Source organism: Amycolatopsis sp. NPDC114478, assembly GCF_055633805.1.
The window spans coordinates 132,895-156,160 of the sequence record NZ_JBVKDO010000021.1; the positions used below are offsets into that span (position 1 = coordinate 132,895).

Annotated in this window: 21 protein-coding genes; 16 read left to right on the forward strand and 5 right to left on the reverse strand. The window is 71.4% G+C overall.

Annotated features, from left to right (window positions below):
* Nucleotides 1-7 precede the first annotated feature (7 nt).
* The 5 genes from ACZ7OH_RS41335 (at nucleotide 8) to ACZ7OH_RS41355 (ending at nucleotide 5,702) form a co-directional block, all read left to right on the forward strand.
* Nucleotides 8-880 carry a PHP domain-containing protein gene (locus tag ACZ7OH_RS41335; protein ID WP_470285875.1) on the forward strand — a complete coding sequence of 291 codons (873 nt, stop codon included), beginning with the start codon at nucleotides 8-10 and terminating at the stop codon, nucleotides 878-880.
* A gap of 1 nt (nucleotide 881) precedes the next feature.
* Nucleotides 882-1,511, forward strand: coding sequence for a MarC family protein (locus ACZ7OH_RS41340; RefSeq protein WP_470285876.1), 630 nt, complete (start codon nucleotides 882-884; stop codon nucleotides 1,509-1,511).
* Nucleotides 1,512-1,636: 125 nt separating this feature from the next.
* The gene (locus ACZ7OH_RS41345) at nucleotides 1,637-4,099 is read left to right on the forward strand and encodes an alpha-L-rhamnosidase-related protein (RefSeq protein WP_470285877.1); all 2,463 of its coding nucleotides are present in this window, start codon (nucleotides 1,637-1,639) and stop codon (nucleotides 4,097-4,099) included.
* A gap of 131 nt (nucleotides 4,100-4,230) precedes the next feature.
* Nucleotides 4,231-5,082: a RecB family exonuclease gene (locus ACZ7OH_RS41350; RefSeq protein ID WP_470285931.1), complete on the forward strand. Its 852-nt coding sequence runs from the start codon at nucleotides 4,231-4,233 to the stop codon at nucleotides 5,080-5,082.
* A gap of 17 nt (nucleotides 5,083-5,099) precedes the next feature.
* Entirely contained in the window at nucleotides 5,100-5,702 is a 603-nt protein-coding gene (locus ACZ7OH_RS41355; RefSeq protein WP_470285878.1) for a hypothetical protein, read from the forward strand.
* On the opposite strand, the gene ACZ7OH_RS41360 is transcribed toward ACZ7OH_RS41355, so the two are convergent.
* The gene (locus ACZ7OH_RS41360) at nucleotides 5,695-7,041 is read right to left on the reverse strand and encodes an Rv3212 family protein (RefSeq protein WP_470285879.1); all 1,347 of its coding nucleotides are present in this window, start codon (nucleotides 7,039-7,041) and stop codon (nucleotides 5,695-5,697) included. The genes ACZ7OH_RS41355 and ACZ7OH_RS41360 overlap by 8 nt on opposite strands.
* Nucleotides 7,042-7,065: 24 nt before the next feature.
* Nucleotides 7,066-8,535 carry a DEAD/DEAH box helicase gene (locus ACZ7OH_RS41365; protein ID WP_470285880.1) on the reverse strand — a complete coding sequence of 490 codons (1,470 nt, stop codon included), beginning with the start codon at nucleotides 8,533-8,535 and terminating at the stop codon, nucleotides 7,066-7,068.
* A gap of 553 nt (nucleotides 8,536-9,088) precedes the next feature.
* Between ACZ7OH_RS41365 and ACZ7OH_RS41370 the strand changes: the two genes are divergently transcribed.
* Both ACZ7OH_RS41370 and ACZ7OH_RS41375 read left to right on the forward strand, forming a co-directional pair.
* A complete protein-coding gene (locus ACZ7OH_RS41370) occupies nucleotides 9,089-9,742 on the forward strand; it encodes a ferritin-like fold-containing protein (protein ID WP_372672222.1) in 654 nt (217 codons plus the stop codon).
* Nucleotides 9,743-9,862: 120 nt separating this feature from the next.
* A complete protein-coding gene (locus ACZ7OH_RS41375) occupies nucleotides 9,863-10,093 on the forward strand; it encodes a DUF3107 domain-containing protein (protein ID WP_013223016.1) in 231 nt (76 codons plus the stop codon).
* Between the two features lie 60 nt (nucleotides 10,094-10,153).
* Here ACZ7OH_RS41375 and ACZ7OH_RS41380 read toward each other — a convergent pair whose 3' ends face one another.
* Together ACZ7OH_RS41380 and ACZ7OH_RS41385 are read right to left on the reverse strand one after the other, a co-directional pair.
* Nucleotides 10,154-10,471 carry a DUF4873 domain-containing protein gene (locus ACZ7OH_RS41380; RefSeq protein WP_470285881.1) on the reverse strand — a complete coding sequence of 106 codons (318 nt, stop codon included), beginning with the start codon at nucleotides 10,469-10,471 and terminating at the stop codon, nucleotides 10,154-10,156.
* Nucleotides 10,468-11,241 (reverse strand): TetR/AcrR family transcriptional regulator, encoded by a 774-nt coding sequence (locus ACZ7OH_RS41385; protein WP_470285882.1) that lies wholly within the window; start codon nucleotides 11,239-11,241, stop codon nucleotides 10,468-10,470. Before ACZ7OH_RS41385 ends, ACZ7OH_RS41380 begins: the two co-directional genes overlap by 4 nt.
* A gap of 55 nt (nucleotides 11,242-11,296) precedes the next feature.
* On the opposite strand from ACZ7OH_RS41385, the gene ACZ7OH_RS41390 reads away from it, so the two are divergent.
* Nucleotides 11,297-12,205: an AurF N-oxygenase family protein gene (locus tag ACZ7OH_RS41390; protein ID WP_451987081.1), complete on the forward strand. Its 909-nt coding sequence runs from the start codon at nucleotides 11,297-11,299 to the stop codon at nucleotides 12,203-12,205.
* Nucleotides 12,202-13,110, forward strand: coding sequence for an alpha/beta fold hydrolase (locus tag ACZ7OH_RS41395; RefSeq protein ID WP_470285883.1), 909 nt, complete (start codon nucleotides 12,202-12,204; stop codon nucleotides 13,108-13,110). The genes ACZ7OH_RS41390 and ACZ7OH_RS41395 overlap by 4 nt, the downstream gene beginning before the upstream one ends.
* Before the next feature lie 4 nt (nucleotides 13,111-13,114).
* On the opposite strand, the gene ACZ7OH_RS41400 is transcribed toward ACZ7OH_RS41395, so the two are convergent.
* Complete coding sequence (locus tag ACZ7OH_RS41400) at nucleotides 13,115-13,741, reverse strand: TetR/AcrR family transcriptional regulator (protein WP_086863845.1); 627 nt, start codon at nucleotides 13,739-13,741, stop codon at nucleotides 13,115-13,117.
* A gap of 77 nt (nucleotides 13,742-13,818) precedes the next feature.
* Between ACZ7OH_RS41400 and ACZ7OH_RS41405 the strand changes: the two genes are divergently transcribed.
* The 7 genes from ACZ7OH_RS41405 to ACZ7OH_RS41435 all read left to right on the forward strand — a co-directional run bounded on the left by ACZ7OH_RS41405 (nucleotide 13,819) and on the right by ACZ7OH_RS41435 (nucleotide 23,266).
* Nucleotides 13,819-14,832 (forward strand): alpha/beta fold hydrolase, encoded by a 1,014-nt coding sequence (locus ACZ7OH_RS41405; protein WP_470285884.1) that lies wholly within the window; start codon nucleotides 13,819-13,821, stop codon nucleotides 14,830-14,832.
* 80 nt (nucleotides 14,833-14,912) lie between these two features.
* Nucleotides 14,913-16,073, forward strand: a complete 1,161-nt coding sequence (locus tag ACZ7OH_RS41410) for a DUF3152 domain-containing protein (protein WP_470285885.1) — start codon at nucleotides 14,913-14,915, stop codon at nucleotides 16,071-16,073.
* Between the two features lie 92 nt (nucleotides 16,074-16,165).
* Entirely contained in the window at nucleotides 16,166-17,341 is a 1,176-nt protein-coding gene (gene moeZ, locus ACZ7OH_RS41415; RefSeq protein WP_400900002.1) for an adenylyltransferase/sulfurtransferase MoeZ, read from the forward strand.
* Nucleotides 17,342-17,473: 132 nt separating this feature from the next.
* Nucleotides 17,474-18,271 (forward strand): TIGR02569 family protein, encoded by a 798-nt coding sequence (locus ACZ7OH_RS41420; protein WP_400900000.1) that lies wholly within the window; start codon nucleotides 17,474-17,476, stop codon nucleotides 18,269-18,271.
* A gap of 134 nt (nucleotides 18,272-18,405) precedes the next feature.
* The gene (locus ACZ7OH_RS41425) at nucleotides 18,406-20,454 is read left to right on the forward strand and encodes a molybdopterin oxidoreductase family protein (protein ID WP_470285886.1); all 2,049 of its coding nucleotides are present in this window, start codon (nucleotides 18,406-18,408) and stop codon (nucleotides 20,452-20,454) included.
* Nucleotides 20,451-21,878: an FAD-dependent oxidoreductase gene (locus ACZ7OH_RS41430; protein ID WP_470285887.1), complete on the forward strand. Its 1,428-nt coding sequence runs from the start codon at nucleotides 20,451-20,453 to the stop codon at nucleotides 21,876-21,878. The genes ACZ7OH_RS41425 and ACZ7OH_RS41430 overlap by 4 nt, the downstream gene beginning before the upstream one ends.
* The gene (locus ACZ7OH_RS41435) at nucleotides 21,875-23,266 is read left to right on the forward strand and encodes a nitrate/nitrite transporter (RefSeq protein WP_470285888.1); all 1,392 of its coding nucleotides are present in this window, start codon (nucleotides 21,875-21,877) and stop codon (nucleotides 23,264-23,266) included. Before ACZ7OH_RS41430 ends, ACZ7OH_RS41435 begins: the two co-directional genes overlap by 4 nt.

A 23,266-nucleotide genomic window follows, 5' to 3' on the forward strand; every position in this document is an offset into this window, starting at 1 on the left:
GTCGACAATGGACGAGATGCGCATCGACCTGCACGCCCACTCCACCGCTTCCGACGGCACCGACACGCCGGCCGGTCTCGTCGCCGCGGCGGCGAGAGCCGGGCTCGACGTCGTCGCCATCACCGACCACGACACCACCGCGGGCTGGTCGCCCGCCACCGAGGCCATCCCTCCCGGGCTGACCCTCGTGCCCGGCGCCGAGCTCTCCACGGTGTCGATCGACCCCGAAACCGGTCGCCAGATCAGCGTCCACCTGCTCGCCTACCTCTTCGACCCGACGTCGGAGCCGGTCGTCACCGAGCAGACCCGGCTGCGCGTCGAGCGCCGCACGCGGCTGCGCCGGATGGCCGAGCGGATGGCCGCCGACGGCCTGCCGATCGACGCCGACGAGATCTTCGGCCTGCTGCCCGAGGACTCCCCGCCCGGGCGCCCGCACCTGGCCCAGGCGCTGGTCCGCGCGGGGCTGGTCAAGTCCGTCGACGAGGCCTTCGCCGACTACCTCAGCCCGCGCCGCGGCTACTACGTCGCCCGCCGCGACACCCCGGTCGAGGAAGCCATCGACATGATCAGCGCGGCCGGCGGCGTCACGGTCATCGCGCACCCCTTCGCCTTCAGCCGCGGCGCCACGATCAGCGAGGACACCCTCGCCGGGCTGGCCGCGCACGGGCTCACCGGCGTCGAAGCCGACCACCCGAACCACGACGCGCCGACGCGGGCCCGCACCCGCGCGCTGGCCGGCGACCTCGGCCTGCTCGTCACCGGGTCGAGCGACTACCACGGCACGAACAAGACGATCGCGCTCGGCGAGTGCACCACCGACCCCGGGCAGCTCGAAGAACTCGTTTCGCGGGCGACGGGGTTCCAGGTCGTGAAGGGCTGACATGGCCATCGCCGACTTCTTCGACGCGAAGCTCTTCATGAGCGCGACGATCACCCTCGTCGTCATCATGGACCCGCCCGGCACCGTGCCGGTGTTCCTCAGCCTGGTCGGCCGCAAGCCGGTGGCGACGCGGGCGCGCGCCGCGCGGCAGGCCGTCCTGGTGTCGCTGCTGGTCATCAGCCTGTTCGCGGTCGCCGGCCAGGCGATCCTCGCCTACCTCGGCATCGGCATCCCGGCGCTGCAGGGCGCCGGCGGCCTGCTGCTCCTGCTCATCGCGCTGCAGCTGCTCACCGGCAGCGGCCACGAGCCCGAGGCGGCCGCGGAGGACGTCAACGTCGCGCTCGTCCCGCTCGGCACGCCGCTGCTGGCCGGGCCCGGCGCGATCGCCGCGACCATCGTGTTCGTCCGCCAGGCTGACGGCCACGTCGGCGCGTACATCGCGCTGGCGCTGGCGATCATCATGACGCACTTCGTGATCTACATCTGCATGCGCTACTCCGGCGTCGTCATCCGGCTGATCAAGGAAAGCGGCATTACGCTGCTGGCCAAGGTGGCCGGCCTGCTGCTCGCGGCGATCGCCGTCGAGCTCGTCGCGAACTCCGTGCGCGGCTTCATCGCCGGCGGCAACTGACCCCGCCTTTCGGGTTGTCCTGCCGGACAGGAACCGGCGGGTTCGTTGACATCGTTGGCACGGCTCGCGCAGCCTGAACCTCAGCTCAGCGGTTGAAACGATTCAAACGCCTTGCGGAGGCCTCGATGAAGTGGCTCAGAGCAGTCCTGCCGGTCACGGTCCTGGTGGCGAGCGGCGTGGTGGCCGCGCCCGCCGGCGCCGCGCCGAGCTGGCAGAAGTACGTCGTCGCGCCGTCGACCCGGGACGTCCGGCCGGTGCAGGTGCTGTCCACGACCGGTGACGTCACGAACCCGGACGGCCTGCTCGGGAAGGGCGTCGCGACGTTCAAGCGGCAGGCGCCGCCGCCGAAGCCGGCCTGGCCCGCGGGGACCACCGCGGCCGCGTCGTCGTTCCACGCGCCGAACAACGGCGGGAACGGCCAGCCGCGGACCTACGACCCCGGCAACGCCGTCGACGGCAACACCGAGACGTTCTGGAACGACGACACGATCGGCGCCTACCCCGACGTCCTGACCATCACCTCGGCCGCGCCGGTCACGCTGCCCGGCGTCACGCTGCTGTCCAGTGTGGACGGTGTGCCGCAGGACTACACCGTCGAGGTGCTGGACGCGGGCGCGTGGCGCGTCGCGGCTTCGGTCAGCGGCAACACGGCCGTGCAGCGCGCGGTCGCGTTCGACCGGCCGGTGACGACCACGCAGGTCCGGATCACCGTCACGAAGGACCAGAGCACGCCGTCCGGCGAGTTCAGCCGCGTCACCGAGGTCTGGCCCGGCCTGGTCGCCGACCCGCCGGTGCCGGTCGCGGTGGTGGACTTCGGCAAGGTCGTCTCCGGCTACCCGAAGATCTCCTTCGCGGGCGCGTCGGCGAACCACCCCGGCGTCCGGTTGTCGTTCTCGGAAACCCAGCAGTACCTGGGCGAACGCTCCGACTTCACGCGCTCGGACTTCTCCGGCGGCCCGGGCAGCGACCAGTACGCCGTGCCGGCGACGCCGACGGTCTGGCGGGACACGAAGGGGTGCCAGAGCGGGACGCAGGTGTGCGCGGACGGTCTGCACGGCTTCCGCTACCTGCGCATCAGCCTCGACGCGCTGGCGTCAGACGCGCCGCTCGCCCAGCCCTCCGGCGAGGTGCGGATCAACGGCGTCTCGCTCGACTTCACGCCGTTCCTCGGCACGCCGGACACCTACCGCGGCTGGTTCGAGTCGTCGGACGCCGATCTGAACCGCTACTGGTACGCGGCCTCGTACACCAACGAGCTGGGCATGGACACGTTCCGCGAGTCCGATGTGGACCCACGCGGCGCGTTCTCGCCGTCGCTGGCCGGGAAACTGGTGCTGCACGACGGCGCGAAGCGCGACCGGGACCCGTACGTCGGCGACGTCGCCGTCTCCGGGCTGACCGAGTACCTGACGCACCAGGACGGCACGGCGGCGAAGAACGTCCTCGCCGACCTCGCCGACCACCAGCGGGCGGACGGCTGGATCCCACCCGCGTCGATCAACAACTACACGCTGCCGCTGTTCGACTATCCGCTCTGGTGGGTGACGTCGAGCTGGGACTACGTGCTCTACACGGGCGACACCGCGTACGCGGCTTCGTACTACTCGAACCTCGTGAAGACGCTCGACTCGTGGTACCCGTCGGTCACCGATTCGCGCGGGTTGCTCGCGAAGGGCCTTAACGGCACTGGCGGCTACGGCGACTACGCGTTCCTGCCGCGTACGGGCGAAGTGACGTACTACAACGCGTTGTACGTCCGGGCGCTCCAGAGCGCGGCGGGTCTCGCGCGGGCGACCGGGCATTCCGCGGACGCCGACCGGTGGCTCGCGCGCGCGTCCGGCGTGGCGTCGGCGGTGAACACCTACCTGTGGGACCCCGCGGCGGGGGCGTACCTCGACTCCGGGACGGGCGCGGTGCGCCACGGCCAGGACGGCAACAGTCAGGCCATTCTGGCTGGTATCGCGTCGCCGTCGCAGGCCACTTCGGCGCTGGCGCGGCTCGCGGCGGGCGCGTTGCCGTACGGGAACCCGTTCATGGACAACGACACTCTGGTTTCCGACGGCACGAAGCGCGTGTACGCGTTCACGTCGTTCCCCGAGCTGCAGGCGCGGTTCCGGAGCGGGCAGCCGGACTCGGCGATCGACCAGATCAAGCGGATGTACGGCTGGATGGCTTCGCACGATCCCGGGATCACGGCGTGGGAAGGCATCGGCGAGGGCGGATCGCACTACGAGCAGGGGTACACGTCGGCCGCGCACGGCTGGTCGACGGGGGTGGTGCCGGCGTTGACCAACGAGCTTCTGGGCGTCTCGCCGGCTTCGCCGGGCTTCGCGACGTGGACCGTTGCGCCGCACCCGGGTTCGGTCGCCTGGGCGCGCGGAGCGGTGCCGACGCCGAAGGGTGCGTTGTCGGCTTCGTGGTCTCAGCAGGGTTCGGTGTTCTCTCTGACAGTTTCGGCACCGCGGGGGACTTCGGGTTCGCTGGTGGTCCCGGGTGGTCGGCTGGTCCTGCTGGACGGGCGGCCGTTGCGCGCGGCGGGGCCGTTGACCGTTTCCGGTGGTACGCACACCGTGTTGGTCGTGCGGTAGTTGCCTTCCGGGTGCCGCGCGGAAACTGGCTGTGACATCTGGGGCTTCGCCCCAGGTCGGGGGCTCCGCCACCCGAACCCCCGGAAAAACTGTCGGTGGTAGTGCGTAGCGTGGCACCCGTGAAGGAGCAGATGGGGTTCGACTTCGGCGTCGCGCAACCGGTGCGGCTCACGAAGGTGTCGCCGGCGCGGCTGGCCACCTTCGACGACTGCCCGCGCCGGTACCGGCTCGCGTACCTCGAACGGCCTACCCCGCAGCGCACCGGGCCGTGGGCGCACAGCACGCTGGGCGCGGTGGTGCACAACGCGTTGCGCGCGCTGTTCGACCTGCCGGTGTTCAAGCGGGTGCCGCAGCGGGCGGTGGCGCTGGTGGCGGAGTTCTGGAAGGACGCGGGCTTCGAGACCGAGGAGCAGGCAGCCCGCTACCGGGCGCGCGCGAAGGGGTGGGTGGCGGAGTACGTCGAGGACAACGACGTCACGCACGACCCGGTGGGGCTCGAGCGGTGGGTGTCGGCGCCGGTGAGCCCGTCGCCGGGGGAGAAGCCGTCGATGATCATCGAGGGCCGCGCGGACCGCATCGACGCGCGGGACGGGTCTTTGGTGATCGTCGACTACAAAACGGGCAAGCGGCCGCCGGACGAGTACGAAGCCCGGGCGTCCCAGGCATTGGCGCTGTACGCGGTGGCGGCGGCGCGGACGCTGCGGATGCCGTGCACGACGGTGGAGCTGCACCACCTCCCGACGGGCACGATCGCGGCGGCCGAGCACACGCCGGAGAGCCTGCAGCGGCACCTGCAACGCGCGGGTGAGACCGCCGCGGACCTGAGGCTGGCCACGGATACCCTGGACGCGGGCGGCGACGCGGACGTGCTGTTCCCGGCCCGCCCGGACCGCCGTTGCGCCTGGTGCGACTTCAGGCCGAGCTGCGCGGTGGGGCAGGAGGCCGCCCCGCAGGCGCAGCCGTGGGAGCTGCTCGCGCCTTGACAGGGGAGAGGAAGAGGTTGGCTTCACCGGACACCGACGAGCTGCAGACCGGGCCGGCCGGCACGCCGGGCCGGGGGCAAGGCGCGGCTGGGGGGCAGCAGACCGAGCCACTGACCGCCGGGGGTGAGTCCGCCGCCGCCGGGGCGCGGGGGCAGGGGAATTCTGAGGCTGCCGGGCTCGAAGCGGCTGCGCCTCAGCAGACCGAGCCACTGGCTACCGGCGCCGAAGCGCTGGGGCGAGCGCAGTCGGCTACTGCTGGGCGAGGTGCTTCCGAGGCGCAGCTGGCCGAGCCGCTGACCGCCGATGCCGATGCCGATGCCGCCGAAGAGCCCTCTCGGCCCGCCAAGGAGTCCGGCCGCTGGTGGCGGGGGTTCACCGGCTCACTCGCCGCCGGTCTCACCGTTCTCGCCGTCGGTGTCCTCGTCGTTGCCGGCATCGATCTCTACACCGGTGCTCCCGGTCCCGGGGCCGTTCTCCTGATCGGGCACCCCCTTGCCGCCGCGCTTGCCCTGGTGGCCCAGCGGGTCGCCGATCGGCGCAATGGCGTTACCGCCGCCGGGGCGGGGCTGGCCGTTGTCCTCTTCGTCGTCTCGGCCCTGACCCTGTTCTGGCTTACTTGAGCGCCGTGAGGGTTCCGCCGCGCTCTTCCAGCAGCACCGGCCCCGCCGCGGCCAAGCGCACCACACCCGCGTAACCGCGGCGGTCCACCCCGACCGTCCGGATCGTCGACCCGTCGTTCTCGTTCAGCACCGCCAGCCCACCCTTGATGGGCACCACCAGCTGCGAAGCGAACAGGATCCCCGGCCCCGAAGCGCTGCTCAACGTCCACCGCGGCGACAAGTCGTCACGCGACAGCGCCACCACCTTCGACCCGCTGAACCAATACATGTTCTGCGTGGTCTGGGTCGTGGCCTCGACACCCGCCGGCGGGTCCTGCGCCAGGTCTGAAGCCGGCACGTCCAGGGGGTACGCCGCGCGCTGAGAGCCGTCGCCGTTGTAGACCACCATGAGCTTCTGGTCCGGCAACACCACCGCCGTCAGGTCGCCCGACATCGCGATCACCCGCGCGCGCTTGCCCGCCAGGACCGAACTGAACGCCACCTGGGGCTCGTCGTCCTTCTCCGGCGCCGCCTTGTAGACCGTCAGGCGGTCGGCCGGGTCGCCCGGGCAGCGCTCGATCACGCCCACCTTGCCCGACGCCGCCGCGACCGTGCCGTACGTGCAGCCCGTGCGCGGCTGCTTGCCCGCGTTGACCAGCGCCGGGACCTGGCCGTACTCGGCGCTCTGCACCAGGTCGTCGCGCCACGTCGTGAGGAGCTTCTTGCCCGTCGCCGTCACGTGCGAGCCGTCGCCGACCAGCTGCGTGCCCAGCTCCGCGTTGCCGTTGCGCTGCGCCGTGATCCGGCCCGTGCCCGGGTCCAGCTGCGTGACTTCGCTGCACCCCTCGGACTTCGCGAAGACGGCGTTCAGCCGCCCCCACGTCTCGTTCACCGTGCACAGCGGCAGGTCACGCGTGTAGTGCCAGCGGATCTGGCCGGTCAGCGGGTCGCGCGCGGCGACCTCGCCGCCGTCCGCCGTCGCCACGGTGTCGCCCGCCACCACCGGGACCGGCGTCGCGCCGCTGCGGGCGCTCCAGATCTCGGTCAGCGAGCCGGGGACCTTGTCCGGCGCCGCCGGCAACGGCGGGGGCGGCGTCGCCTCGGTCCGGTCGGTGGCCGCGCTGTCGCTCGACACGCCGATGACCAGCGCGACGGCGACCACGGCGACCGCGATCAGCGCGGCGAGCACCCGGTCCCGCCCGCGGTTCCACGGCGATCGCCGCGCCTTGACCCGCGGGGCGGGAGGAGGGGTCGGAGCGACGTCTTCCAGGACGTCCTCGGAGCCGTACTCGGGGGCCGGTTCCTCCGCGGGCGTGACTTCTTCAGGCGCGCTTTCGGGCGCCTTCTCGTCTTCCCTCACTTACCCGACCCCCGTGCGTAGGCCTCAGTCTGCCGACGCAGGTGTATCAGACGTCGCGGCGGGACGGCGACGGCGGCGCCGCCGAGCGGGCCGCTCGGCGTTCTCGCCGGCTTCCTTCTCGACCGCGGGACCGGTCGTCTCCGGCGCGGTGCCGCGGGTGCGGCGACGCGCTCGGGTACGTCCCTCCGAAGCGGGCGCGTCCTCCGAAGAAGGCGCGGCGGCGGCGTTGTCCGCGGCCTCGATCGCCTCGGCCGCGTGCGAACCACCGCGGGTCCGCTTGCGCGGGGTGCGGTTGCGCTTGCGCGGCGCGTCTTCCGACGCCGTGTCCTCGGTCTTGCCCCGGCCACGCGGGCCGCGGCGCTTGCCGCCCAGGTCCTCTTCCACCTCGGCGCCCAGGCCGGCGCGGGTGCGCTTGCCCAGCGGCAGCCGGCCGGTCGTGCCCTCGGGGATGCCCAGGTCGGCGTACAGGTGCGGGGACGACGAGTACGTCTCGACCGGTTCCGGCTTGTCGAGGCCCAGGGTGTCCGAAATCAGCTTCCAGCGCGGCTCTTCGTCCCAGTCGACGAGGGTGACGGCGACGCCGGTCCGGCCCGCGCGGCCGGTGCGGCCGATGCGGTGGACGTAGGTCTTCTCGTCGTCCGGGCACTGGTAGTTGATGACGTGCGTGACGTCGTCGATGTCGATGCCGCGGGCGGCGACGTCGGTCGCGACCAGCACGTCGACCTTGCCGGAGCGGAACGCGCGCAGCGCCTGCTCGCGGGCGCCCTGGCCCAGGTCACCGTGCACGGCGGCGGCCGCGAAGCCGCGCTCGACCAGGTCGTCGGCCACCTTCTGCGCGGTGCGCTTGGTGCGGCTGAAGATCATCGTCAGGCCGCGGTCCTTCGCCTGCAGGACGCGGGCGATGACCTCGGGCTTGTCCATCGAGTGCGCCCGGTAGACGAACTGGGTGGTGCGCTCGTGGATCGCGCTCGCGTCGTTCTCTTCGGCGCGGATGTGCGTCGGCTGGCGCAGGAACGTGCGGGCCAGCGTGATGATCGGGCCGGGCATGGTCGCCGAGAACAGCATGGTCTGCCGCTCGTCCGGCACCATCCGCAGGATGCGCTCGATGTCGGGGAGGAAGCCCAGGTCGAGCATCTCGTCGGCCTCGTCCAGCACGAGGCCGCGGACCTTGCCCAGCACGAGGTGCTGCTGCTCGGCCAGGTCGAGCAGGCGGCCCGGGGTGCCGATCACGACGTCGATGCCCTTGCGCAGGGCTTCGATCTGCGGCTCGTACGGGCGGCCGCCGTAGATGGCCAGGGTGCGGATGCCGAGGTGCTTGCCGGCGCCCTTGAGGTCGTTGGCGACCTGGATGCACAGCTCGCGGGTCGGGACCACGACGAGCACCTGCGGGGTGCCGTCGCCGGGGACCTGCACGCGGTGCAGCAGCGGGACGCCGAAGCCCAGCGTCTTGCCCATGCCGGTGCGGGCCTGGCCGATGAGGTCGTCGCCGGCCATCGCGAGCGGCAGCGTGAGCGCCTGGATCGCGAAGGTCCGTTCGATGCCGGCCTCGACGAGGGCCTTGACGATCTCCGGCTTGACGCCGAAGGACGCGAAGGTCGGGGCCTCGGGCTCGACCTCGACGCCCGCCTGCAGCGGGTGCGAGGTGTCGAGCGCGGCCGGGCCGGTCTCGCTGTGTTCCAGCGCGACGGCGGGGGTCTGTTCGGTTGTGGGAATTTCTGCGGTCAGGGTGATCGCCTCTCTCGTGACCAGCGCGCACAGCCGTGGGTCCGCTCGACACTCGACCGGGAGTAAACCCTGGTCCCTGGCGCTGAACTGGAGCGCGGAACCGGTCCGTCCCGGGAATGCCGGAAGAGGCGTGCACGCACATTGCAGTACGTCGGCAAGCCGCGTGACCTGCCTGTTCCCGACGCCGGTATGGCGTACGGAAGCTTCTATACCATTCGCAGTGTACCTGGTCAGCAGTTTTTCGACACTACCCGGCGCGCCGGAACCAGTGGGATCGGTCTCGTCGCGGCACGCCCGGGTGCTTCGGCGATACCCTGCCCCCGTGACCGAGCCGAAAGAGATCTCAGAGGGCGTAGTCGACCTTCTGGGTGTGATCGCCTACCTCGAACTGTCCGCGTTCGACCGGATGGCCGAAGACGCGCGCAGCGCCCCGACCCTGGCCGGGCGGGCGGCGCTGGCGCGGATGGCGGCCGCGGAGATCGGTCACTACGGCCTGCTGGCCGACCACCTGGCCGCGCACGACGTCAAGATCGAAGACGCGATGACGCCGTTCGTGGCCCAGGTCGACGCCTGGCACGCGTCGACGCCGCCGAAGTCGTGGCTCGAGTCGCTGGTCAAGGCCTACGTCGGCGACGGGCTGGCCGCCGACCTCTACCGCGAGATCGCCAGCTGGCTCGACCCCGAGACCAAGGACCTCGTGCTCACCGTGCTCGCCGACACCGGCCACTCCGCGTTCGCCGAACGCGAAGTCGCCGCCGGCATCGAAGCCGACCCCAAGACCCGTGACAAGCTCGCACTGTGGGGGCGCCGCCTGCTCGGCGAGGCGCTCACCCAGGCCCAGTACGTCGTCGCCGAGCGCGACGGGCTGGCCGAGCTGATCATCGGCGGTTCGGGTGACCTCTCCGGAATTGCGGCGCTGTTCCGGCGGTTGCAGCAGGGGCACACGAAGCGCATGCAGGCGCTCGGCCTGGGCTGATCGGCGATGGAGTACCCGGAAGTGACGACGCGGTCAGGCGCGGACATGCGCCACCGGAACGAGCCGGTTCGGTTAGCCTTGGCCGGCACATCCCTTACGAATTTCCAGCGGAGGTCCCACGTGGAGGTCAAGATCGGCATCAAGGACACGCCGCGCGAGCTGGTGGTGTCCAGTGGCCAGTCTCCCGAAGAGGTGGAGAAGCTGGTCGCCGAGGCCCTGACGGCCGGTGACGGGCTCTTCCGCATCAACGACGAGAAGGGGCGCAAGTACATCGTCCCGTCCGACCGCATCGCGTACGTCGAGATCGCCCCGTCCGACGTCCGCAAGGTCGGGTTCGGCGTCGGCGACTGACCCACAGCCAAAAGCCGTGAAGGCCGCCCCGGGACGTCCCGGGGCGGCCTTCACGGACTTTCAGGCGTTGAGTTCTTCCAGCGTCGTCGGCACGTGGAACGGCGGCGTGCTCGTGCCCATGATCCGGTACCGGCCCCACGGGTCCGGGTCGGAAAGTTCCCCGGTGGCCGAATGCGAGCCGGCCTGGATCGTGACCGGCTTCTTCTTGCCGCCGGTCAGACGCGTCAGCTCCTCGTTCACCGCCACCCGGCCGTACCAGCGGTAGAACCCGTCGATCGGCTGGAAGTAGCCGCGCAGCTCGACCGTCACCGGCAGCGAAACGCCGTCGACCACCAGGGTGGCCTCGCCGCTGTAGCCGTCTTCGTCGTGCTCGCTCATGACGTCTCCTTCGCCGAATCCGGCTCCGAGCGGCCCAGCTGGACCACCTTGTTGGCTTCCAGGGGCAGGTTCGGGTCGATGACCACGCCGTTCTGGCGGGTCAGCCCGTCGATCGCCGCCCAGATGATCTGCGTCAGGTACTCGACCACCGCGTCGCGGCCCATCGAACGGCGGTCCAGCCACCACTCGCCGGTGTTCTGGACCATGCCGACGATGCCGTGCGCCCACGGCTCGGCCGCGCCGGAGTCCATGTTGAACATCCGCATGTAGTCGCCGAGCAGCGCCGTCAGCGCCGTCGCGATCAGTTCCTTGTCCTCGGCCACGACGTCCGAGGACACCGGCTTCTCCGGCCGCCCGTGCGCCAGCAGCCGGTACAGGTTCGGATGCTCCTCGATCACCGTGAAGAACGCGTCGAGCGCCATCCGGATCCGGGGCACCGGCGCCAGTTCCGCGTTGATCGCCGGGATCAGCCGTTCGAAGAGGATCTCCGTGCCGCGCTGGCCGAGGGCCACATACAGGTCGGCCTTGTCGTCGAAGTGCCGGTACAGCACCGGTTTCGTGACGCCGGCCTCCGCGGCGACGTCCTCCATGCCGAGGTCCGGGCCGTGCGCGTCGAGCGCCCGCAGCGCGGCCTCGACGAACTCCTTGCGCCGCGCGATCCGGTGCTTGCGCCAGCGGTCGCGGCGGGCGTCGCCGGTCGCCCCCTCGTCACGCGACGAGGACCTGGGCTGCTTTCCGGAGCGCTTGACACGTTCGATCACGGGGCTCATGCTACGCACAGGTAACTGTTACCTCAAGTTACACATTGCGGAAGGGGTGTCGGCAATGACGCGGACGCTGAAGGAACCGGATCGCGAAAAGACCGCGGACCGCCTGCTGAAGTCGTCGGCGAACAAGTTCTACGACCCCGACGTCGACATCGACTGGACGGCGCCGCTGGTCGAGGGCAAGCGCTTCATCCTGGACGAGCGCTCCTCGCTGTACGGCACCGAACTCTGGGACAAGCTGACCCCCGAGCAGCGCATCGAGCTGGGCAAGCACGAGGTCGCGAGCGTCGCGACGACCGGGCTGTGGTTTGAGATCCTCCTGATGCAGATGCTGCTCAAGGAGGTCTACGAAGAGGACCCGACGTCCGCGCACGCCCAGTTCGCGCTCACCGAGATCGCCGACGAATGCCGGCACTCGACGATGTTCGCGCGGATGGCGTCGCGGATCGGCTGCCCGGCGTACGGCCCGGTGCCGTGGCTGCGCAAGCTGGCGAAGCTGATGCCGTCGATCTCCTACGGCCCGGCGCGCTACGGCGCGATCCTGGTCGCCGAGGAGGTCCTCGACCGGCTGCAGCGCGAGCAGATGAACGACGAAGGCGTCCAGCCGCTGGTGCGGATGGTCAACCGGATCCACGTCCTCGAAGAGGCCCGGCACGTCACCTTCGCCCGCGAAGAGGTCACGCGCGGGATGGCGAAGCTGTCGAAGGCCGAGATCGCCTACCAGCAGTTCATCATCGCGCTCATCTCGTACTTCGTGACGCGGGCGTTCATCAACCCGAACGTCTACAAGGCGGTCGGCATCCGGCCGCGCGACGGCGTCGAAGCCGCCCTGAACAACCCGCACTGGCAGGGGACGATCGCGTGGGCCGGGGAGAAGATCATGCCGTTCCTCGAGGAGTCCGGCCTGGTCGGGCTGCCCGGGAAGTACTTCTGGCGCAAGTCGTTCCTGCTCCCGGCGGGCCGATGACGACCGCGTCGCGGCTGCGCGACCCGTCGATCGAGCACCGGTTCGTCGCGAGCGACGGCGCCGCGCTGCACGTCTCGCAGTCCGGGCCGGCCGACTCGGCCGTGACGCTGGTCCTGGTGCACGGCTGGACGCAGGACCACCGGACGTGGGACTTCGTGCTGCCGCACCTCGACCCCGGCGTGCGCGTACTGCGCTACGACCTGCGCGGGCACGGCGGCTCGGCGCACGCCCGTCCAGGCGGCGCCACGATCGCCCGCCTGGCCGACGATCTCGCCGAGCTGATCGCTTCGCGGGTGCCGGCGGGGCCGGTGGTGCTGGCCGGGCACTCGATGGGCGGCATGACGCTGATGGTGCTGGCCGAACGGCACCCGGCGCTGGTCCGGGACCGGTTGGCGGGGGCGGCGTTCGTGGCGACGTCGTCCGGGGACATGGACAAGCTGACGCTCGGCTTCCCGAGCCTGGTCGGCCGGGGCGTGACGCGCTTCGAGCCGCGGGTGGCGAAACTGCTGGCCGGGCTGAAGTCGGACACGCTGCGGCTGCGGCCGGGGATGGTCCGCTCGGGCGCGCGGCGGCTGGTGTTCGGGCTCCGCCCCGGGCGCGAGCAGGTGGACAGCGTCGTCGAGCAGCTGCTGGCGGCGCACCCGGCGAGCGCGGGGATGTTCCTGGACGCGATCGCGTCCCACCGCGGCGTCGGCGGGCTCGGCGCGCTGTGCGACGTCCCGTCGGTGGTGCTGGCGGGGGAGAAGGACCGGCTGTGCCCGCTGGCCCACGCGAAGGTGATCGCGGACGAGCTGCCGCACGCGGAGTTCGTCCGGTTCCCGGGCGCGGGTCACATGCTCCCGCAGGAACGCCCGTACGAAGTGGCCCGCCGCATCTCCGCGCTGGTCCGGACAGCGGCCCGCTGACCGGTCAGGCGTCCTTGAGCGGGAAGCCACCGCCGATGCCGCGCCAGGCCAGGTTGGCCGTCAGCGCCACCGCTTCCTCCTGGCTCATCGACTGGTGGTGCTGCAGCCAGAACCGGGCGCTGACCTGGCTCATGCCGACCAGCCCCACCGCCAGCAGCCGTGCCTTGTCCTCGTCGAGACCCGCGTCCGCCGTGATCGTCTCGGTGATCGCGTCCACGCTCGCCGACGTCGCTCGGTCAACCGCTTCCTGGACCGCCGGCTCGCCGCGCAGGTCGGACTCGAACACCATGCGGAACGCGCCCGCGTCCTCGCTGACGAAGTCGAAGAACGCGCCGACCGTCGCCGGGACGCGCTGGCGGTTCTCCGTCGTCGAGTCCAGCGCCGTCTGCACGCGCTTCACCAGCTCGTCGACGTGGCTCTCCAGCAGCGCGATGTACAGGTCGAGCTTGCCGGGGAAGTGCTGGTAGAGCACCGGCTTGCTGACACCGGCCACTTCGGCGATCTCGTCCATCGCGGCGGCGTGGTAGCCGTTCTCGGCGAAGACCCGCTGCGCCGCGGCGAGGAGCTGGGCCCGCCGTTCCGTCCGGGGCAGGCGCACCCCACGTTGCTGCAGCCGCGTCATCTCCGTCATGCCCGTCCTCCCGTCATCGCTTCTTCGACGGGCGGGGTCGCCACCGCGTGAAGTCGACCTGAAGATTACTCGCCGGTATGTATGCCTTGCCACGGGTCGGGCATCCTGAATCCGTGAACACCGCCGCGACCACGCGGGCGCCGCTGACGCACGTGCCCCTTTCGACCAGGGAATTGCCGTCCCTCGAGCCGTTGAAACCGCCGTGGCCCGCGGCTTTCGAAGACGTCGGGACCGCCCGCCTCCACGTCCGCCGCACGCCGGGCCCGGACGGCGTGCCCGCGGTCTACGTGCACGGCCTCGGCGGCTCGTCGACGAACTGGACCGACCTGGCCGCGCTGCTCGCGCCGGTCGCCGGCGGCACCGCGCCCGACCTGCCCGGCTTCGGCTACTCCGAGCCCGAAAAGGGCTTCGACTTCAGTCTCCAGGCGCACGCCGAAGTCGTCGCGCGGCACATCGAAGACGTCGGCGCGCCGGTCCACCTGCTCGGCAACTCGATGGGCGGCGCCATCGCGCTGCTCATCGCCGAGCGCCGGCCGGAGCTGGTCAAGACGCTGACGCTCATCTCGCCCGCCATGCCGGACCGCCGCCCCGACCCGCGGCGGCTGTCCGATCCGCGGATGGCGCTCGCGTACCTGCCGCTGGTCGGCGCGCGGGTGCGGGCCCAGCTGGCCGCCCTCGGGCCGCGCGAACGCGCCGCGCAGGTGATCAAGCTGTGCTTCGCCGACCCGTCGCGGTTCCCGGAGGAACGGCTCGACGAGCTGGCCGAGGAGCACGGCGCCCGCGCCCGGCTCACCTGGGCCGCCCCGGCGATGGCCCGCAGCACGTTCGCGATCTTCCGGGCGTGGTCGACGCTCGGGAAGGCGTCGCTGTGGTCGGCCGCCCCGCGCGTCCAGGCGCCGACGCTGGTGGTCTGGGGACGCGAGGACCGGGTGATCTCCGTGCGGCGCGCCCTGCGCACGGCCCGCGTGATCCCGACGGCCCGGCTGCTCGTCCTCCCGCGGACCGGGCACGTGGCCCAGATGGAGCGCCCGGTCGTCGTGGCGAAGGCCGTCCTCGGCATGTGGGAGCACGTCGAAGCCGGTACTTGGTAGTCCGATCGGGTGACAACAATTCCCCGGGCGGACCGCCAGTCGCCGATAACGGTTCGGTGGCGCTGTGGCACCCTGGTGCGGTGGATCGGGTGAAGCAGGACGCGCGAGGCGACGATCGGCGGGCTCCCCACCGCGCGTCGACCCGCCGCGCGACCGGCAGCCCGGAGCGCGAGGAAGCCCCGCGGACCGGGCAGTACCGCCCGGCCAAGCAGGTCGCCCAGCGCGTCGGCGAGGACCGCTACCGCCCCGGTGGGCGCCGGACGAGCGCCGAGCCGCTGAGCGCGTCGTGGAAGCCACGCGTCGAGGCCTCGCGCGAGAAGGCCACGCCGCCGCAGAAGACGGGGATCGCGAACCTCACCAAGACCTACGGCTGGCGCGTCTACGCGCTGCCGATCCTCGTCGTGCTGACCGTGCTCGTCGTGGTCAACACGGCGAACAGCCCGGCCCAGCCGATCGCCGAACAGGGCGCCACGCCCGGTGTCGAGTCGGCGGGCGGCGACGCGGCGGGCGGCGCCATCGACGGCAACGGCGAGCAGGCGATCCCGGAGAACCCGGCAACCCCGGTCAAGCTCGACGTCCCGACCGCCGAGCTGCCCAACGGCAGCCCGTTCACGCAGGCGGGCACGGGCCAGTGGCACGTCGTGCCGGGCACCGGCCCGAAGCTCGGCACCGGCAAGCTCTACACCTACACCGTCGAGGTCGAGGACGGGATCGACCCGGCGAGCTACGCGGGCGACGACGCGTTCGCCGCCGCGGTCCAGGGCACGCTGTCCGATCCCAAGAGCTGGACGTGGGACGGCAAGATCGCGCTGCAGCGCGTCGACGGCAGCTTCCCGAACCCGTCGTTCAAGGTGAGCCTCACCACGCCCGAGACCACGCACCGCGCCGACGCCTGCGGGTTCCAGATCACCTTCGAGGCGTCCTGCTACCGCAAGAGCCTCGGGCGCGTGCTGATCAACCTGGCCCGCTGGGTGCGCGGCGCGAAGGCGTTCGGCGCCGACATGACCGGGTACCGGCAGTACGCCATCAACCACGAGGTCGGGCACGCCCTCGGCAACCAGCACGTCGGCTGCGGCGGCAACGGCCAGCCCGCGCCGGTGATGATGCAGCAGTCGTTCGGTGTCTCCGACGACTACGTGTCGATGCTCAACGACATCCCCGGCGGCGACAAGGGCAAGGTGGCCAAGGACGGCCGCGTCTGCGTCCCCAACGCCTGGCCGAACCCGACGCCCAAGCAGTAGCGCATCCCACCATCCGGACGCGGGAAGGCATATTTGCCCGCGCGCGTTGTGCATAGTGGGATGGACGCGATCCGCGCGAGATGGAGGACCCGATGTCAGCACTGCCGCCGCTCGTCGAGCCGGCTGCCGAGCTCACCAAGGAAGAGGTGGCCCGGTACAGCCGTCACCTGATCATCCCCGACGTCGGGGTGACCGGGCAGAAGCGGCTGAAGAACGCGAAGGTCCTGGTCATCGGCGCCGGCGGCCTCGGCAGCCCCGCGCTGCTGTACCTGGCCGCGGCCGGGGTCGGCACGCTCGGCATCGTCGACTTCGACGTCGTGGACGAGTCGAACCTGCAGCGCCAGGTCATCCACGGCCAGTCCGACGTCGGCAAGCTCAAGGCCGCGTCCGCGCAGGAATCGATCGCCGAGATCAACCCGCTGGTCAAGGTGCACCTGCACACCGACCGGCTGGACTCGTCGAACGCGCTCGAGATCTTCGAGCAGTACGACCTGATCGTCGACGGCACCGACAACTTCGCGACGCGCTACCTGGTCAACGACGCCGCGGTGCTGCTGGGCAAGCCCTACGTCTGGGGCTCGATCTTCCGGTTCGAGGGCCAGGTCAGCGTCTTCTGGGAAGACGCGCCGAACGGCAAGGGCCTCAACTACCGCGACCTCTACCCGGAGCCGCCGCCCCCGGGCATGGTCCCCTCCTGCGCCGAGGGTGGCGTGCTGGGCGTGCTCTGCGCGTCCATCGGCTCGATCATGGTGACCGAGGCGATCAAGCTCATCACCGGCATCGGCGAGCCGCTGCTCGGCCGCCTGATCAGCTACGACGCGCTGGAGATGAAGTACCGCGAGGTCAAGATCCGCAAGGACCCCGAGACCCCGAAGATCACCGAGCTGATCGACTACGAGGCGTTCTGCGGCGTGGTTTCCGATGAGGCCGCCTCGGCCGCGTCGGGCAGCACCATCACGCCCGCCGAGCTCAAGGCCAAGTTCGACAGCGGCGAGAACTTCGCCCTGATCGACGTCCGCGAGCCGCACGAGTACGAGATCGTCAACATCAAGGGCGCGACGCTGATCCCGAAGGACCGCATCCTCTCGGGCGAGGCGCTGGCGGAGCTGCCGCAGGACAAGCCGATCGTCCTGCACTGCAAGTCCGGCGCGCGCTCGGCGGAGGCCCTCGCGGCCCTGCACGCGGCCGGCTTCAAGGACGCGACGCACCTCGGCGGCGGCGTGCTGGCCTGGGCCAAGCAGATCGACCCGAGCCTGCCGACCTACTGACAGTGGTTCCCCGTGAAGGCCGCCTCCGGCTTCGGAGGCGGCCTTCACGGCGTTTCGTCCGAGTGGTAAAACACTCCGTGACCAGCGCGTCTTCTCGTTCGTGGACCGCATGGCCGGGTACCGTCGGCAGTTGTGCGGACAACCCTCGAACGTCCTCCGGCGCACGTCTGCGCGGCCTTCGGCGGCCTCGCCGACGGTAGCGAGCCGATGCCGGGCTCGACGGCGTGGCGCTGCGGCGACCTCGTGTTCAAGCCGGTCACCGACAAGGCCAAGACGCTGTGGACGGCCCGCGCGCTCGACTACATCCACGAGCCGGGCCTGCGGGTCGCGAAGCCGGTCCGCTCCAGCGACGGCCGCTGGATCGTCGGCGGCTGGACGGCGTCCCGGTTCGTGACGGGCGCGCCCGAGCACCAGGGTGACGCGTCGGTGCTGGCGGCGGTGAAGCTGCACCGCGCGACCCTCGGCCTGCCCCGGCCGGACTTCATCGCGGGCCGTCGCGACATCGACGCGATCGCGGACCGGGTGGCGTGGGAGGAGCTCGAGGTCCCGCTGGAGGAGACGAAGGGCGGCCGCTGGTTCGAGGTCCTCGCCGGTGCCCGCCGCCCGATCAAGCTGCCGCTGCAGGTGGCCCACGGAGAGCTCCTGGCGGGGTTGCTGTTCGACGGCGACGCGGCCCCGGGGGTCGTGGACTTCGTCCCGTACTACCGGCCGGGCGAGTACGGCGCGGCGATCGTGGCGGTGGACGCGCTGGCATGGGGCGGAGCTTCGCGGGAGCTGCTCGAGCGGTGGTCGCACCTGCCGGAGTGGCCGCAGCTGCTGCTGCGGGCGGTGCTGTTCCGGTTGGCGTCGAACGCGCTCAACCCGCGGTCGACGCAGGCGTCGCTGGACGGGCTGCGAGTCGCGGCCCGGGAAGTCAGCGGGGTTCTGTAACCCGCGTCACCCACCTCACCGCTGTGGCCGCGTGAGTTCCGCAGCAATGTCAACTGCCTGAAACATTCGGTCGATTTCGAGTAACACGGCCTCCTTAGCGTCAGGGCAATCCCCGAACCGCCGAGGAGGTGCCCGTGCCGCAGGTCGACACCCACTGCCCGTACTGCGCTCTGCAGTGCGGCATGACCCTCGACGGCTCCCGCGTCACGCCGCGGGACTTCCCCGTCAACGCCGGCGGCCTGTGCCAGAAGGGCTGGACCTCCGGCAGTCTCCTCACGAGCCCGAGGCGCCTGACCACCCCGATGATCCGCGTCGACGGCGCCCTCGAGCCCGTCAGCTGGGACTTCGCCCTCGACTTCGTCGCCCGCAAGCTGCGGGAAACGCAAGAGAAGCACGGCCCCGACGGAGTCGCGATCTTCGGCGGCGGGGGCCTAACCAACGAAAAGGCCTACCTGCTCGGCAAGTTCGCCCGCGTCGCGCTCGGCACCTCGCAGATCGACTACAACGGCCGCTTCTGCATGTCCTCGGCCGCCGCGGCCGGGACCAAGGCCTTCGGCGCCGACCGCGGGATGCCGTTCCCCGTCACCGACCTGAAGAACGCCGACGTCGTGCTGCTCGCCGGGGCGAACCCGGCCGAGACCATGCCGCCGTTCATCCAGCACCTGCGCGGGGCCGACCTGATCGTCGTCGACCCGCGGCGCACCCCCACCGCCGAGCTGGCGAGCCTGCACCTCGCCCCCGCGCCCGGCACGGATCTCGCGCTGGCACTGGGCATCCTGCACGCCGTCGTCGAAGGCGGTCACCTCGACCGGTCCTATGTGGACGCCCGGACGAACGGGCTCGAGGACGCCTGGCGGATCGTCGCGAGCTGGTGGCCGGAACGCGCCGAGCGCGTCACCGGGGTCTCGGCCGCCGACATGCGCCTCGCCGCCGCGAAGCTCGCCAACGCCCGCAACGGCTACATCCTGACCGCGCGCGGCACCGAGCAGCACGCCACCGGCACCGCGACCGTCGGCGGCTGGATCAACCTCGCCCTCTCGCTGGGCCTGCCCGGCCGCGAGGGCTCCGGCTACGGCTGCCTCACCGGCCAGGGCAACGGCCAGGGTGGCCGCGAGCACGGCCAGAAGGCCGACCAGCTGCCCGGCTACCGCAAGCTCGACGACCCCGCCGCCCGCGAGTACGTCGCCGGCGTCTGGGGCGTCGACCCGGACAGCCTGCCCGGCCCTGGCCGCTCGGCCAGCGAGCTGCTCGAAGCGCTCGGCCAGGAAGACGGTCCGAAGGCGCTGATGGTGTTCGGCAGCAACGTCGTCGTCTCGGCACCGCGGTCGCAGCGCGTCCAAGATCGACTGTCCGAACTGGACTTCCTGGTCGTCGCCGACTTCGTGCTGTCGGAGACCGCGGCGCTGGCCGACGTCGTCCTCCCGGTCACCCAGTGGGCCGAGGAAGACGGCACGCTCACCAACCTCGAAGGCCGGGTCCTGCTGCGGCGCAAGGCGATCGACGCGCCGCCGGGTGTCCGGTCCGATCTGGACGTCCTCAACGGACTCGCACACCGGCTGGGACAGCCGGAGGACCGGTTCCCGGCCGACGCCGAGACGGTGTTCGAGGAGCTGCGGATCGCGTCCAAGGGCGGGATCGCCGACTACTCCGGCGTCAGCTACGACCGGCTGCGCGCGGGTGAGGCCCTGCAATGGCCGGTGCCCGAGGACGACCACCCCGGTACTCCGCGCATGTTCCTCGAGTCGTTCGCGCATCCGGACGGCCGTGCGCGGTTCGTGCCGGTGGAGCACACCGGCCCGGCCGAGCTGCCGGACGACGAGTTCCCGTTGCAGGCCACGACCGGCCGCGTGCTGCAGCACTACCAGTCCGGCGCGCAGACGCGGCTGATCGGTGAACTCAATGACGTCGTGCCGGAAGCCTTCGTCGAGGTGCACCCGGACACTGCCAAGCGCGCCGGTCTCGAAGAAGGTGAACAGGCGAGGATCCGTTCTCGGCGCGGCGAAACGCTCGCGCGCGTCCGGTTTGTCCAGTCGCTCCGGCCAGACCTCGTCTTCCTGCCGTTCCACTTCCCGGGTGAGCAGCGGGCCAACCTGTTCACCAACCCGGCGCTCGACCCCGTGAGCCGGATGCCGGAGTTCAAGGTGTGTGCCGTTTCCCTGTCTACTGTGGATGGTGCCGCGTGAGCCCTCGTGAAGTCGTCATCGTCGGCTACGGCATGGCCGGCGCCCGGCTGGCCGACGAGATCCGCCGCCGCGACCCGATCGCCGAACGCGTCCGCCTGACCGTCGTCGGCGCCGAAAAGCACGCCGCCTACAACCGCGTCCTCCTCTCGGCCGTCGTCGCCGGGGGGATGAGCGCCGAGAGCGTCCGCCTGCACGACGACGAATGGGCCGCGCGCCACAACATCGACCTGCGGCTCGGGGTCGACGTCACCCGCATCGACCGCGAGAAGCGCTGCGTCGAACTCGGCGACGGCGCATGCGTGGACTACGACGCCCTGGTCCTCGCGACCGGCGCCAACCCGTGGATCCCGCCGGTCGAAGGCCTCGAGGCCGGGCCGGGCGTGGTCGCGTTCCGCAGCCTCGACGACTGCGCCAAGATCCTCGACGCCGCCCGCTTCGGAGCCCCCGTCGCCGTCCTCGGCGGCGGCCTGCTCGGCCTCGAAGCCGCCCGCGGGCTGGCCGGGCGCGGCAACCAGGTGACCGTCGTGCACCCGCTCGGGCACGTCATGGAACGCCAGCTCGACGCGGCCGCCGGGCACGTGCTGGCCCGGCAGCTCACCGACATGGGCGTGACGTTCAAGTTCGGCGCCACCGCCGCCCGCTACCTGCCCGGTGACGGCCTGAAGCTCGACGACGGCACCCTCGTCCCGGCCGACCTCGTCGTGGTCGCCGCCGGCGTCCGCGCCGAGACGGCCCTGGCCGTCGACGCCGGGCTCGACGTCGACATGGGGATCCTCGTCGACGACGTCCTCCGCACCAGCGACGGCCGGATCCACGCCCTCGGCGACTGCGCCCGCCACCCGGGCGCGCCGGCCGGGCTGATCCAGCCCGCGTGGGAGCAGGCCGCGGTCCTCGCCGATGTCCTGACCGGCACCAACGCGGCCGCCCGCTACCGCGGCACCACAGCCGTCACCCGGCTGAAGGCCCGCGGCATCGACCTCGCCGCACTCGGCGAGACGCAGCTCGACCCCGGTACCCCGGACGTCGAGGTGCTCACCTTCAACGACCCCACCGGTGGCCGGTACGGCAAGCTCGTCGTCCGCGAAAACCGCGTCACCGGGGCGATCCTGCTCGGCCTGCCCGACGCTGCCGCGTCGATCACCCAGTTCCACGACCGCGGCACGCAGCTGCCCGACGACCGCCTCGCGGTCCTGCTGGGCCGCGCGCTGCCCGGCGGCAGCGCCCCGGCGGCCAGCCCGGCCGACCTGCCCGCGGCGGCGGTGATCTGCCGCTGCAACAACGTCACCAAGGGCCGGCTGGTCGAGGCCTGGAAGGCCGGGGCCACCGACACCCCCGCACTGGCGCGGGCCACGCGAGCCACGACGGGCTGCGGCGGGTGCGCCGACGCCGTCGGCGGCATCGCCACCTGGCTCGCGGCTCAATGACCGACCCGACCCGCACTGAGGAGAACACCGTGGCACACCAAGGAAAGCACTGGATCGAGCACTGGGAGCCGGAGAACGAGGAGTTCTGGGAGGCGACCGGCAAGAAGATCGCGCGCCGGAACCTCTGGTTCTCCGTGCTGGCCGAGCACATCGGCTTCTCCGTCTGGACACTGTGGTCGGTCATCGTCCTGTTCATGGGCAAGGACTACGGCTTCTCCGCCGCCGACAAGTTCCTGCTCGTCTCGACGCCGACGCTGATCGGCGGCCTGATGCGGCTGCCCTACACCTTCGCCGTGGCGAAGTTCGGCGGTCGCAACTGGACGGTCGTGTCGGCCGTCCTGCTGCTGATCCCGACGGTCCTGGCCGCGGTCGTGCTGCACCCCGGCACGTCGCTCGGCACGTTCCTGCTGGTCGCCGCGCTCGGCGGCGTCGGCGGCGGCAACTTCGCGTCGTCGATGACGAACATCAACACCTTCTACCCCGAGAAGCACAAGGGCTGGGCGCTCGGCCTCAACGCCGGCGGCGGCAACCTCGGCGTCGCGGCCATCCAGCTGGTCGGGCTGCTGGTGATCGGCACGGCGGGCGCGACCGCGCCGCGGATCGTGCTCTACGTCTACATCCCGCTGATCGTCGTCGCCGCGGTGTGCGCGTACGTCTACATGGACAACCTCGCCACCGTGAAGGGTGACACCAAGGCGATGCGCGAGGTCGTCAAGGACCCGCACACGTGGGTGATGTCGTTCCTCTACGTCGGCACGTTCGGCTCGTTCATCGGTTACAGCTTCGCCTTCGGCCTGGTGCTGCAGAACCAGTTCGGCCGCACCCCGCTGCAGGCGGCCGCGGTGACGTTCCTCGGCCCGCTGCTCGGCTCGCTCTCGCGGCCGGCGGGTGGCTGGCTGGCCGACCGGATCGGCGGCGGCAAGATCACCTTCTTCACCTTCGTCGGGATGGCCCTGGCCACGGTGGTGCTGATCCTCGCGTCGACGTCGAAGTCCCTCGCGCTCTTCACGATCGCCTTCATCGTGCTGTTCGTGCTCACCGGCGTCGGCAACGGCTCGACGTACAAGATGATCCCGGCGATCTTCCGCGCCAAGGCGAAGGTGGCGATCTCGAACGGCGCCGAGGAAGCGGCCGAGCTGCTCAAGGCGCGGCGGCTGTCCGGCGCGCTGATCGGCCTGGCCGGGGCGATCGGCGCCGAAGGCGGCCTGTTCATCAACCTCGCGTTCCGGCAGTCGTTCGCCGACACCAAGAGCGGGGTCCCCGCCTTCATCGGGTTCCTCGTCTTCTACGGGCTCTGCTTCGCCGTCACCTGGGCGGTCTACCTGCGCAAGCCCGCCGAACAGCCCACCACCGAGCGCGGTCTGGCGCTCGCGGGAGCGGAGGTCTGA